The sequence below is a fragment of the Enterococcus sp. DIV1368f genome (assembly GCF_051712245.1).
GTDB lineage: Bacteria > Bacillota > Bacilli > Lactobacillales > Enterococcaceae > Enterococcus > Enterococcus faecalis.
In genome coordinates this window covers 1,462,107-1,475,178 of sequence record NZ_JBIOON010000001.1, presented here as the reverse complement: position 1 = coordinate 1,475,178, position 13,072 = coordinate 1,462,107, and the positions used below count along the sequence as shown (strand labels likewise).

Sequence of the window (13,072 nt, the reverse complement as noted above, 5' to 3'; positions counted from 1 at the left end):
TTCACAGCCTTTTTCTTTATTTTTTTGCACGTAAGCCAAAAGAAAGACGACTTTCTGTTCCATTTTTAATTCGCTGAATGTTTTCACGATGACGGACAAAGATAAAAGTAGTCAAAGCAATCGCAATCACGGTTAATAACCAGTTAAATGTTGGTAAAATAGCTGGGACAGTGAAAGGCAAAATAATAGTAGAAAGTGTAATTAGTACAGCGCTAATCATACTTGTTAAACTCACCATACTGGTTAGATACAGACAAATCACAAAAATAAGAGCAGAATAAATAAAAAATGTGGGGCTGTATGCTAATAACATGCCAGCGCTAGTGGCTACGGCTTTACCACCTTTGAAATTGGCAAAAATAGGGAAGGTATGCCCTAAAACAGCTGCTACCCCAAAGAAGAGCGGGTTCACGCCTTGCAAACCAAACAAATAGGGTAATGAAGTGGCTAACGTTCCTTTCAAGATATCCATTAATAATACCGTAATTCCGGCAGGTTTCCCTAAGACACGAAATGTATTGGTTGTTCCTGTATTCCCACTCCCAAATTGGCGTATATCTTTTTTAAAGAAAAGTTTACCAATCCAAACACCTGAGGGAATCGAACCTAATAAATAGGCAACAAGTAACAAAATGACGATTTTCATCAAGTTAACCTCTTTCTTATTCAAACTAGGATTTATTTTATCATGAATAGAAAAACGGAACAACGTCTAATAACTAAAACAAGAAAAGTTTTTCTTTTGCTTGAGGAAGCGTTGACAAATGGTTGATAACCGTTATAATAAATGTGTGTCATTAGACAAAGACGTCTAATCACTGGTTTGAAAATTAGTTATCAACGAAGATACAATATATATGTACTTATGAAGTGTCAGGGAAAGAGGTGCGAATCCTCTACAGACCTACCTACTGTATGGTGGATGAAACCAATAAGACCACAGATTATTCTGGAAGGATTGGCAGTAAGAAGAAGCTAAGTCAGGATACCGGCTTGATAAGTCTAATCATTCTTTTGTAGGAAAAAGAAGGGGCTTTGAAGATAACTGGCTGAGTATATCATTAGCATAGTTAAGTGACTGCTTTTTTTCTATTGGAGAAAAAAGTGGTTTTTTTGTATTGTTTTGACGTTGAGACAAAGGAGGTTCATTTCAGAAAATTTTCCCCAAAATAAAATAGACGAATGCGAGGATGAAAAAATGAAAAAATTTACTTTAACAATGATGACTTTAGGTTTAGTAGCAACACTTGGCTTAGCAGGATGTGGTAAACAGGAAAAGAAAGCAACTACCTCTTCTGAAAAAACAGAAGTAACGTTACCAACCAAAGACCGTAGCGGCAAAGAAATTACTTTACCCAAAGAAGCAACCAAAATTATTTCCCTAGTGCCATCAACAACAGAAGTGATTGAAGACTTAGGTAAAACCGACCAATTAATCGCAGTTGATACTCAAAGTAGCACAATGATGACTGATTTAAAAAAATTACCACAAATGGATATGATGGCTGTCGATGCAGAAAAATTGATTGCCTTGAAACCACAAATTGTTTATGTGAATGACATCAATTTAGCTAGCTCAGAAAGTGTTTGGAAACAAGTGGAAGATGCTGGAATTACAGTCGTTAATATCCCCACTAGTACAAGTATCAAAGCAATCAAAGAAGACGTCCAATTCATCGCGGATAGCTTATCTGAACATGAAAAAGGACAAAAGTTAATCAAAACAATGGATCAAGAAATCGACGAAGTAGCCAAAATTGGGAAAACTATTAAAAAACCAAAAACTGTTTTGTTTGAAGTAGCTGCCTTACCAGACATTTATAGCTTTGGTAATGGGACATTTTTAAATGAAATGATTGAAACAATTGGGGCAAAAAATGTTTTGGCAAATGAAAAAGGCTGGTTACCAGTGACAGAAGAAGCGGCCATTGCTGCAAAACCAGAAGTCATTTTAACCAATGTTAACTATATGAAAGATCCCGCCAAAGAAATTTTAGCTCGTAAAAACTGGGAAAACGTTCCTGCAGTTCAAAACAAAGAAGTTTTCGAAATTGATAACATGTCTAGCTCTTTACCAAATAACCACATTACCAAAGCATTAAAACAAATGGCAAAAGCTGTTTATCCAGAGGAATACAAGGATTTAAAAGATGAGTAAAAAAACGTGTCTCATACTGATGCTCTTGATCAGTATGAGCATGCTCTTTTTGGGTATTAAAATTGGAAGTGTTCAGATTTCGTTAACGGATTTGCTTCAAATTTTAGTGAAAAAGACGGTTTCAGAAGATGGGATTTTAGAAGGAATCATCTGGAATGTTCGGTTACCGCGTGTCGTGATGGCCTATCTCGTGGGCGCAGGCTTAGCAGTAAGTGGCACGGTGATGCAATCACTCTTAGGTAATCCTTTAGCTTCTTCATATACTTTGGGCGTATCAGCGGGAGCATCCTTAGGCGCTGCGTTAATCATGGTAACTGGAGTAACTGCTTCGATTTTAGGGGCATTTTTATTGCCTTTAACTGGTTTTATCTTTGGCTTAGCAACGGTCTTTTTAGTTTTGTTATTTACGCAAACAATGGATAGTCAAATGTCTAATCAAACAGTTGTTTTAGTGGGGATGATTATGACCTTGTTTGTCGGTGCTATTTTGACGTTGATTACAGCACTTTTCCAAGATTATTTGAAACAATTAGTCTTTTGGCAAATGGGTAGTTTTTCTGGCAGTAATTGGCAAAAAATTGCTATTTATTGTCCAATCTTGCTTGTCAGCAGTCTGTTTCTTTGGTTTGATGCCAACGCATTGGATGTTCTCGGTTTAGGAGAAGAACATGCGATGTTAGCGGGAGTAGAAGTCAAAACAGCAAAACTACGCATTATTCTTTTGGCTAGTTTATTGGCAGGAAGTGCGGTTTCATTTGTCGGTGTGATTGGTTTTGTTGATTTAATAGCACCACATATTGTCCGTCGCTATTTAGGGGCGACTCATCGCTGGCTGATTCCCGGTTCAGCAATCTTAGGTGGGACCATCATGGTAATAGGGGACACAATTGCCCGCACGATTTTATCACCAAGAGAAATTCCCATTGGGGCCGTAACAGCCTTGATTGGAGCGCCATTCTTCTTGTATATTTACTTTAAAAAAAGGGGCGTTGCTGCATGATTGAATTAAAAGAAACAGCTGTAACACTCCAACAAACCCCCATTTTAAAAGATATTTCCCTCGTTTTTCCGACAGGTAGTAAAAGTTGTATTTTAGGGCCAAATGGATGTGGCAAAACGACACTTTTAAAAACGATTGCCGGACTTGTCCCTTATAGTGGTTCTGTTTTAATTGATGGTCAAGAAGTTCATGGACAAAAGCGGAAGGAATTGGCAACGAAAGTAGCGATGATGAGTCAATTCACGACAGTTGCTTTTGATTATACGGTTTACGAAACAGTTTTGATGGGGGCGTATCGACAACAAGCACAACGTTTTTTACCTATTGTTTCTAAACAAGAAAAAGAACGAGTTCTTTATTATTTAGAACGCACGGGTTTATTGCCTTTAAAAGATAAAGTTGTCAATCAGCTTTCAGGAGGACAACAACAACGAGTATTTTTGGCTAAATTATTTGTACAAGATCCAGAAATTATTTTATTGGATGAACCCAATAATCATTTGGATATTCGGTATCAACAAGAATTGATTCAGCAGTTAAATGAGTGGAGTGCGCAAGAAGGGAAAACGTTAATCGGGGTGTTTCATGATATCCGTTTAGCGTTAACGCTAAGTGAAAAAATTGTGTTTATGAAGCAAGGGAAAGTGGCTGCGCAAGGTGATTTTCAAACGTTGGCTTCAAAAGAATTTTTACAAACAATTTTTGAAACAGATATTGTCTCCTATTTTCAGAAACAACATAAAGTTTGGGAAACTATTCAATAATTTTGACAAGTTTTTTGGAAACAGGTAAGATAAAGGCAAAGAATCAGAAACACAATGGCGTGTTTTAACAAATCGGCAAAGGAGCCCAAGACTAAGTACGTAATGGTACTTGCTTTGGGCTCCTTTTTTATGGAGGTAGCGATGAAACGAATCATTTTAATGGGAGCTATCGGTTGTGGCAAAACCACGTTATGTCAAGCTCTGCAAGGCAAAGAATTAATTTATGATAAAACACAGGCGGTGGAATTTCATACAGAAATGATTGATACACCGGGCGAGTTTATTTTGCATCGACAATATTATAATGCGTTAAACGTCACAGCGGCAGAAGCAGATGTGATCGGTTTGGTCCAAAGTGCTGTAGAAACACAACAAGTTTTTTCACCAGGATTTGGTAGTATTTTCCCGAAAGAAATCATTGGTATTTTAACCAAGATTGATTTAGCACAAGATTCTCAGCAGTTAGAAATTGTTCGGCAACAATTAAAAAGTGCGGGTGCAACAAGAATTTTTGAAATTTCTTCTGTTGAAAAAATTGGCTTGCAAGAATTAGTAGATTATTTAGAGGAGGATGAAGCAGAATGAAAATTTATACAAAGACTGGCGATAAGGGAATGACGAAATTAGTCGGCAGCTCAACCGTCGCTAAGGATTCTGATCGAGTTGAAAGTTATGGAACGATTGATGAATTGAATTCTTGGGTCGGCTATATTATCAGCCAACTTCCGCAAGAAAATCAAGAAATTAAAGAAGAACTAGAAGCTTTACAACATTTACTTTTTGATGCGGGAACAGATTTGTCAACACCGATTGAAGCACAACGACCATTTAAATTACAAAAGGAAAGTGTGCATTGGCTAGAACAGCGGATTGATTTCTACACTGCACAATCACCAGATATTGATCGTTTTATTTTACCTGGCGGAACCCCAGCAGCCAGTATGGTTCATGTGGCTCGGACGATTGCACGGCGCGCAGAACGCATCATTGTTCGTTTAAATTGGACAGCCAAAATTAACGAAGAGGTGTTAATTTTTACCAATCGTTTATCAGATTATTTTTATGCGTTGGCTCGCTATTTAAATGTTCAAGCACAACGACCTGATGTTTTTTATGAACGAAGCGAAAAGGTTTTCCATAAAATTAAAGAAGATGGATTGTAAACAGTTGCTTTTCTAAAAAACTTATGGTAAATTTCAGATAGATTAAACGAATATTTTATGAAAAATATGAATGGAAGCCAGTGAGAATCTGGCACGGTCCCGCCACTGTGAAGAAGCAAGGTTGCTTTTAAGTCAGGTCTTTTCATTTTTTCATTATTGGGCATGCTGTTTCGAGGCAAAACAGGATGTTTCTTAACAACGCTTGTGTTGAAAATCCAGCCCAAGATATTTGTATTAATCCAATTAATGGCACGAGGAAGTGCTTTTGGGAATTTTGGGCTGGTCTTTCAATGTTGAAGGAGATTTCAGGTACAATGACGTACTGCTATATTCCCTTTTTTTATTGACAATTAATTAAAGGCGTTGTACTCTATGGATAAGGTTTCGTGTACAATGGCGTATACATAAGGAAGCAAAGACGCTTCAGACAGATGATTTTTCGTTTGTTTGAAGTGTCTTTTTGTATTTTATTAAGGAGGAATTGAGATGAAAACAATTCATTTCCCTACCGAACTATGGGTAGGAGAAGGCGCATTAGCCAATTTGGAAACACTTCATGATAGACGTGTTTTCATTGTCACAGATCCATTCATGGTTGACTCTGGATTTGTGAATGAAGTGACAAAGCATTTAACAAAAAGTGAATGGCAAATTTTTAGTGACATCATCCCCGATCCACCAATTGATAAGATTGCTGCGGGAATTAAGCAGTTAGCGGCATTTCAAGGAGATACGATATTAGCTTTAGGTGGGGGATCCGCTATTGATGCGGCCAAAGCAATGAAATTTTTTGGCAAACGTACTTTGCAAACTCAGATTGCTGAGTTTATTGCGGTTCCTACAACTAGTGGGACTGGTTCAGAAGTTACGAATTTTTCAGTGATTACGGTTGCTGAGACTGGCACCAAAATCCCGCTTGTAACGGATGAAATTCAACCAGAAATTGCGATTTTAGATACAAATTTAGTGATGAGTGTCCCACCAAAAATCACAGCGGATACAGGAATGGACGTCTTAACGCATGTTATTGAAGCTTATGTTTCAACAGAAGCAAATCCGATTTCAGATGCGTTGTGCGAAAAAGTCGTTCGCCTGGTATTCGACAATTTAGAAATAGCCTTTAATGATGGCAGCAACCAACAAGCCCGGGAAAATATGCATTTAGCTTCATGTATGGCAGGGATGGCGTTTAATGTTACTTCGTTAGGCTTGAATCACGGTATTGCTCATGCGGCCGGTGCGCGTTTACATGTGCCACATGGACGAATGAATGCAATGCTCTTACCGGAAGTCATTGCATATAACAGTGGCTTAGCGAATGGCAAAGTCACCAACGAACCAACAGCCAAACGTTATGCGCAGTTAGCAAATTGTCTAAATGATACACAGACAACCAATGCACGGATTAGTGTTCAACAATTTATTCGACAAATCAAGCAACTCCGTCAAAAATTAAACATGCCTGCCACTTTTAGTGACTATGGTTTACCAAAAGAAGAAGTCCAAGCTGCAATCCCAAAAATAGCTGAAGGCGCATTGATGGATGGCTGCACCAAAACAAATCCTGTTCAACCAACAGGAGCAGAAGTGACAAAAATTTTAAATTCTATCTTATAAGCGATTGACAGGATGAAATCGATAACATATAATGTGGGTAGCACAACGGCGTGCTTCAAAATTTAAGAGCAAAGAAGCTCCTTAGTAGAAAGCGAAAGTGGAACCTTTACGTTTTTTATTGAGGATTTTTTATTTGCTAAATTAAAGGAGCGAGTCTGGTTGGAAGAAAAACAACGAATGATTCAAGAATATGTTCCTGGGAAACAAGTAACGTTAGCGCACATCATTGCTAGTCCTAATAAAGAAATTTATACAAAATTAGGGTTGCCAGAAGGCACCAGCAATGCACTAGGTATTTTGACAATCACTCCGAGCGAAGCGGCAATTATCGCTGTTGATATTGCGACTAAAAGCGGAGATATCCAAATCGGTTTTATTGATCGTTTTTCTGGATCGGTAGTCATTTCTGGTGACGTAAGCTCAGTGGAAGCAGCCTTACAAGCGGTGATTGAAGGTTTACAACAGATTTTAAACTTTTCTGTAACTTGTAAAATTACCAGAACATAGCGTTGAAAGGACAAGGGCGTGAAGAAAATGGATGGACGAATTGTAATAGTCGATGATGAACCTATTACGAGACTCGATATTCGTGATATTGTGATAGAAGCAGGGTACGAAGTAGTCGGTGAAGCAGCCGATGGTTTTGAAGCAATTGAAGTATGTAAAAAAACACAACCTGACCTAGTATTAATGGACATTCAAATGCCAATTTTAGATGGTCTAAAAGCAGGTAAAAAAATTGTTCAAGACCAACTAGCCAGTAGTATTGTCTTTTTATCTGCATACAGTGACGTACAAAATACGGACAAGGCTAAAAAATTAGGCGCACTGGGTTATTTAGTTAAACCTCTAGATGAAAAATCATTAATACCTACAATTGAAATGAGCATTGAACGAGGCAAACAAACGCAGCTGTTACTAAGTCAAATCGATAAATTAAGTTTAAAATTAGAAGAACGTAAAATTATTGAAAAAGCCAAAGGTATTCTTGTAAAAGAAAATCATATATCGGAAGAAGAAGCCTACCAAATGTTGCGTACGTTAAGTATGAACAAACGCGCACGTATGAGTGAAATTGCAGAATTGATTGTAATGGATGATGAATAAATGAAACGATTAGAGCAATTATGTCACCAATATACCAATCTTTCAGAATCAGACATTAAAGAATTACAACGTACAGCACGTTATCTTTCTTCGACGACACTCTATCAAAGTGCAGATGTTTTTATTGATGTGTATAAGGAAATGTCACAGCAAGCACTAGTCGTTTATCATAAGCCGCCTGCGAAGACAACTTCTTTATATAGCGGAGATGTCGTCGGGATGGAAGCTTTATTAAAAAATGAACCTGGTGTTCTGCGTACCATGCAGACTAGCTTAAATAGCATTGGTTTGTTAGCAGTGACTCAGGAAAATCGTTTGATTAAGCAAAATATCTATCCCATTCGCAATGAACATCGAACGATTGGTGTCATTATTGTCGAGATTGCGGCAGATGAAGAGATTCAAGCGGACTTACAAAAAGAGGAGCTAAATAACTGCCAGTTAGCAAAAGTAGCGAAATCAACTAGTCAAGTCGATGCGTTATTTATTGATCAATTGGCAGAAGCCGTTTTGATTTTTGATGCGGCGGGTCACTTATTAATTACCAATCACAATGCACAAGAGCTTTATCGCAAACTTGGTTATCGGGACAATATCATTGGAATGAGCTATGACAATTTGTCCATCGATTATACAACTTTTGAATATGTGTTGTATCAAATGAAATATAAAATGAGTAATCAACCAATTGAAAGCAAAACGACCTACCTTAATTATTATTTTAAGGTTCGGAAAGTGTGGTTGGCATCAGAAGAACAACTGATTATGATTATTCAAGACAATACAGAATTTAAAGAAAAAGAAGCGGAAATTATTTCCAAATCTGTTGCGATTCGTGAAATTCATCATCGTGTTAAAAATAACTTGCAATCGGTGGTTTCCTTATTGCGTATTCAAGAACGGCGAACGCAAAGCCCCGAAGCAAAGAAAGTCCTTCATGAAAGTGTCAATCGAATTATGGCAATTGCAGCCACCCATGAATTGCTGTCAAAACAAGTCAAAGATGACGTTGCTTTACGGCAAACATTGGAAGCAGTGATGTATAATTTTAGACATCTTTTTCAAGGCGCACAACCCATTGAGATGATGATGGATGTTGATCCAGCCATTATGGTTTCTAGCGAACAAATGGTCACCATTTCCCTTGTTGTCAACGAACTATTACAAAACATTTTTGATCATGCATTTGAGCCACAAACAAGTGGCGTTGTTAAACTTAGTGGAACATTAGATAATAAAATGATTACCATTACTGTTACAGATAATGGTAAAGGCTATGACGTTCATCAAAGTAACGAGACCAGTTTAGGTTTGATGATTGTCAAAAGCTACGTAAAAGATAAATTAAAAGGAAAAATTACAATTGAATCCAATAAACAGGGAACTAAAACCTGTTTCTATTTCGAACAGAACACCAGTGATGTTGTTCATTGATTAAGCAAAGGCGCTTAAAGAAAAGTAGAAAGAAATTTTCTAACGATTCTTTAAGTGCCTTTTTGTATGCAAAAGGAGGCGAGTCAGGCGATGTCGAAGGAAACACTTTTAACCGTAGGGATTGATTTAGGGACGTCTACAACCCAATTAGTCTTGTCAGAATTAACTGTTGAAAATTTTGCCTCTGCGTTTACAGTACCACGTATCAGCATTTCTGATAAAAAAGTCATTTACCGAAGTGACATTATCTTTACACCCTTACTTAACCAATCAGAAATTGATGCAGAACCTATCAAAGCGTTTGTAGCGGAGCAATATCGCCAAGCAGGTATTCATAAACAAGATATTCAAATGGGTGCGGTAATTATCACAGGTGAAACTGCTCGAAAAAGCAATGCCAACAATGTGCTACGAGCACTTAGTGGCTATGCAGGTGATTTTGTCGTTGCTACGGCTGGTCCTGATTTAGAAAGTATCATTGCTGGGAAAGGCGCTGGGGCTCAAACTTATTCTGAGACGAAACGCAAACCAGTGGTTAATTTAGACATTGGTGGTGGAACGACAAATTTAGCTGTCTTTAAAGATGGTGAAGTGATTGACACGGCTTGTTTTGACATTGGCGGACGCTTAATTAAATTAGATCAACAACAAAAAATCACCTATATAGCTCCGAAGATTCAAGAAATTATAAATAAAAAAGGGCTAACCTTGCACCTTGGTGACCAAGCCACCGAACAAAACTTACTGCCAATTATTTCGGAATTAGTTGCCGTGTTAGAAAATAGCATTGGCTTGGGGACACAAAGTCCGTTCTACCAGTTATTAGTAACCAACCATCCACTACGAAAAGGTGAGGAATTACCAATTGTAACATTTTCTGGTGGTGTGGCTGATTGCTTAAATACGACAAGTACGAATCTCTTTAAATATGGGGACATCGGCTTACTTTTAGGAAAATATCTGAGAAAGTCACTGATTTTTTCGGAAAAAGAAGTCTTAGAAAGCGCAGAAACAATCCGAGCGACGGTCGTCGGAGCAGGTTCACATACTGCTGAAATTAGCGGAAGCACGATTGCTTACCGTGAGCAAATTTTGCCGGTAAAAAATATCCCAATTCTAAAATTAGCGCAAGAGGATGAAACCCTTACTGTGACAGAATTAGGCCAGCGAATCCAAGAAAAACTCAATTGGCATCGTATTGAAGAAACACCCCAGATTGCCCTAGCAATTAGAGGCATGAGCAATCCAACATTTGCTGATATTCAACGCTATGGTCAAGGGATTGTGGAAGGATTAGCTAGTTTAGTTGCTGAACAAATTCCCATTATTGTTATGGTGGATGAAGACATGGCGAAAGCTTTAGGGCATGCCTTAAGTGCCCATCTGCCAAAAGACTATCCGTTTATCTGTCTTGATTCGGTCAAAGTAGAAAACGGTGATTATGTAGATATCGGTTTACCAGTGGCAGAAGGAGCCGTCCTTCCAGTCATTGTTAAGACCTTAGTATTTAATTAAAAAGGAGCGACACAAAGATGATTTTAAAAACCAAACTATTTGGCAAAGTCTATCAATTTACATCCGTTAAAGAAGTCTTAGCCAAAGCCAATGAAGAAAAGTCTGGCGACAAGTTAGCTGGCGTAGCTGCTAATTCAGCCGAAGAACGCGTGGCAGCGAAAGTCGTTTTATCGGAATTGTCCTTAAATGACTTGTTTAACAATCCCGTTGTTGATTATGACGAAGACGAAGTGACACGCATTATTATTGACCAAGTCAATATGCGAATTTTTGAAAGTATCAAACATTGGACAGTTGCGGAATTACGCGAATTTATCTTATCTTCGGAAACAACCGATTTTGATATCAAACGAATTTCCCGTGGACTCACTTCTGAAATGATTGCTGCTGTCTGTAAATTAATGTCCAACATGGACCTAATTGTTGGTGCAAAAAAAATCAATATTGAAAAAACCGCCAACACAACGATTGGCCGTCCCGGAACTTTTTCAAATCGTTTACAGCCAAACCATCCAACCGATAATGTCGATGGCATTATGGCATCAGTTATGGAAGGTCTTTCTTATGGCGCCGGTGATGCGTTAATTGGTTTGAATCCTGTTGATGATTCTACAGAAAGTGTTAAACGGATCTTAAACAAATTTGAAGAGTTCCGCAGCGAATGGGAAATTCCAACACAAACTTGCGTGCTTGCTCACGTAACGACACAAATGGAAGCCATGCGTCAAGGCGCGCCAACTGGCTTAGTCTTTCAATCCATCGCTGGTTCAGAAAAAGGGAACACAGCATTTGGTTTAAATGCAGAAATTTTAGCTGAAGCACAAGATTTAGCGCTTCACAGTGGTCAAGCAGCTGGTCCTAATGTGATGTATTTTGAAACAGGTCAAGGCTCAGAACTTTCTTCTGAAGCGAACTTTGGCGCAGACCAGGTCACAATGGAAGCGCGTTGTTATGGCTTAGCCAAAAAATTTGATCCGTATATTGTAAATACTGTTGTCGGCTTTATTGGACCAGAATATCTTTACGATTCAAAACAAGTCATCCGCGCTGGTTTAGAAGATCATTTCATGGGCAAATTAACTGGAATTTCAATGGGCTGTGATGTCTGCTACACCAACCATATGAAAGCTGATCAAAATGATATGGAAAACTTAGCAATGTTATTAGCAACAGCTGGTTGTACGTATATCATGGGGATTCCTCATGGCGATGATGTCATGTTAAATTATCAAACAACTGGGTTCCATGAAACTGCGACGATTCGTGAAACATTAGGCTTACGTCCAATTAAAGAATTTGAAGAATGGATGGAAAAAATGGGCTTAATGGAAAACGGAAAATTAACAAGTCGCGCTGGCGATGCATCTGTATTTATTAAATAAACGAGGTGAGAATACAAATGAACGAAAAAGAATTAAAAGAAATGATTGCCGGAATTTTAACAGAAATGGTCGCTGACAATCAAGCGGTTTCGACTGCCACTGTGACTGCTGAAGAAAAACCAGTCACAACACACGTCACTGAAACGACAGAAATTGAAGAAGGCCTAATTCCTGACATTACTGAAGTAGATTTACGTAAACAATTACTATTGAAAAATGCTGTTGATCCTGAAGCACTATTAAAAATGAAAGCTTTCTCGCCAGCTCGTTTAGGCGTTGGTCGTGCAGGGACGCGTTATATGACTAGTTCAACATTACGTTTCCGAGCGGACCATGCGGCAGCACAAGATGCGGTCTTTTCAGACGTAAGCGAAGACTTGGTAAAAGAAATGAATTTTATTTCTACAAAAACAATCTGTAACAGTAAAGATGAATATTTAACACGTCCAGATTATGGTCGTCAATTTGATGAAGAAAATAGCGAAATCATTCGGAAAAATACGACACCAAAAGCCAAAATCCAAATGGTCGTAGGGGATGGCCTTAGTTCAGCTGCTATCGAAGCGAATATTAAAGAAGTCCTACCAGCAATTAAACAAGGATTAAACATGTACAACTTAGATTTCGATAATGTTGTTTTTGTTAAATATTGTCGCGTGCCAGCAATGGATAAAATTGGTGAAATAACTGACGCTGATGTTGTTTGTTTGCTAGTTGGCGAACGTCCTGGTTTAGTAACAGCTGAATCTATGAGTGCCTACATTGCTTACAAACCAACTGTCGGTATGCCAGAAGCACGGCGGACAGTTATTTCAAATATTCACAAAGGTGGGACACCGGCTGTTGAAGCAGGGGCCTACATTGCCGAAATTATCAAAAAAATGTTAGACAAGAAAAAATCTGGTATTGATTTAAAAGAAGCTGAATAAAGG

At 38.2% G+C, this 13,072-nt stretch carries 13 protein-coding genes and 2 riboswitches; of the genes, 12 read left to right on the top strand and 1 reads right to left on the bottom strand.

Features of this window, described 5'->3' with window-relative positions; translation table 11 throughout:
• Positions 1 to 16: 16 nt before the first annotated feature.
• The gene (gene plsY, locus IGL07_RS07370) at positions 17 to 646 is read right to left on the bottom strand and encodes a glycerol-3-phosphate 1-O-acyltransferase PlsY (protein ID WP_002360243.1); all 630 of its coding nucleotides are present in this window, start codon (positions 644 to 646) and stop codon (positions 17 to 19) included.
• A 205-nt stretch (positions 647 to 851) separates the two neighbouring features.
• A riboswitch (cobalamin riboswitch) is annotated at positions 852 to 1,011 on the top strand.
• 118 nt (positions 1,012 to 1,129) lie between these two features.
• Between plsY and IGL07_RS07365 the strand changes: the two genes are divergently transcribed.
• The 12 genes from IGL07_RS07365 (at position 1,130) to eutC (ending at position 13,069) form a co-directional block, all read left to right on the top strand.
• A complete protein-coding gene (locus IGL07_RS07365; RefSeq protein ID WP_002384486.1) occupies positions 1,130 to 2,158 on the top strand; it encodes an ABC transporter substrate-binding protein in 1,029 nt (342 codons plus the stop codon).
• Entirely contained in the window at positions 2,151 to 3,158 is a 1,008-nt protein-coding gene (locus IGL07_RS07360; RefSeq protein WP_002361862.1) for a FecCD family ABC transporter permease, read from the top strand. Before IGL07_RS07365 ends, IGL07_RS07360 begins: the two co-directional genes overlap by 8 nt.
• The gene (locus tag IGL07_RS07355; protein ID WP_010817314.1) at positions 3,155 to 3,922 is read left to right on the top strand and encodes an ABC transporter ATP-binding protein; all 768 of its coding nucleotides are present in this window, start codon (positions 3,155 to 3,157) and stop codon (positions 3,920 to 3,922) included. Before IGL07_RS07360 ends, IGL07_RS07355 begins: the two co-directional genes overlap by 4 nt.
• 141 nt (positions 3,923 to 4,063) lie before the next feature.
• Complete coding sequence (locus IGL07_RS07350) at positions 4,064 to 4,507, top strand: EutP/PduV family microcompartment system protein (protein WP_002363995.1); 444 nt, start codon at positions 4,064 to 4,066, stop codon at positions 4,505 to 4,507.
• Positions 4,504 to 5,085, top strand: a complete 582-nt coding sequence (locus IGL07_RS07345) for a cob(I)yrinic acid a,c-diamide adenosyltransferase (protein ID WP_002360247.1) — start codon at positions 4,504 to 4,506, stop codon at positions 5,083 to 5,085. Before IGL07_RS07350 ends, IGL07_RS07345 begins: the two co-directional genes overlap by 4 nt.
• A 44-nt stretch (positions 5,086 to 5,129) precedes the next feature.
• Positions 5,130 to 5,279, top strand: a riboswitch (adenosylcobalamin (AdoCbl) riboswitch).
• A 292-nt stretch (positions 5,280 to 5,571) separates the two neighbouring features.
• Positions 5,572 to 6,702: a 1-propanol dehydrogenase PduQ gene (locus IGL07_RS07340; protein ID WP_010817313.1), complete on the top strand. Its 1,131-nt coding sequence runs from the start codon at positions 5,572 to 5,574 to the stop codon at positions 6,700 to 6,702.
• A 159-nt stretch (positions 6,703 to 6,861) separates the two neighbouring features.
• Positions 6,862 to 7,209, top strand: a complete 348-nt coding sequence (gene eutS, locus IGL07_RS07335) for an ethanolamine utilization microcompartment protein EutS (protein ID WP_002345864.1) — start codon at positions 6,862 to 6,864, stop codon at positions 7,207 to 7,209.
• A 27-nt stretch (positions 7,210 to 7,236) separates the two neighbouring features.
• Positions 7,237 to 7,809, top strand: coding sequence for an ANTAR domain-containing response regulator (locus IGL07_RS07330; protein WP_002384488.1), 573 nt, complete (start codon positions 7,237 to 7,239; stop codon positions 7,807 to 7,809).
• Positions 7,810 to 9,243, top strand: coding sequence for a sensor histidine kinase (locus IGL07_RS07325; protein ID WP_002357504.1), 1,434 nt, complete (start codon positions 7,810 to 7,812; stop codon positions 9,241 to 9,243). It begins immediately after the preceding gene.
• A gap of 66 nt (positions 9,244 to 9,309) precedes the next feature.
• Positions 9,310 to 10,758, top strand: a complete 1,449-nt coding sequence (gene eutA, locus IGL07_RS07320; RefSeq protein WP_002382341.1) for an ethanolamine ammonia-lyase reactivating factor EutA — start codon at positions 9,310 to 9,312, stop codon at positions 10,756 to 10,758.
• Between the two features lie 17 nt (positions 10,759 to 10,775).
• A complete protein-coding gene (locus IGL07_RS07315) occupies positions 10,776 to 12,140 on the top strand; it encodes an ethanolamine ammonia-lyase subunit EutB (RefSeq protein WP_002357506.1) in 1,365 nt (454 codons plus the stop codon).
• A gap of 17 nt (positions 12,141 to 12,157) precedes the next feature.
• Positions 12,158 to 13,069 (top strand): ethanolamine ammonia-lyase subunit EutC, encoded by a 912-nt coding sequence (gene eutC, locus IGL07_RS07310; RefSeq protein WP_002363986.1) that lies wholly within the window; start codon positions 12,158 to 12,160, stop codon positions 13,067 to 13,069.
• Positions 13,070 to 13,072 lie beyond the last annotated feature (3 nt).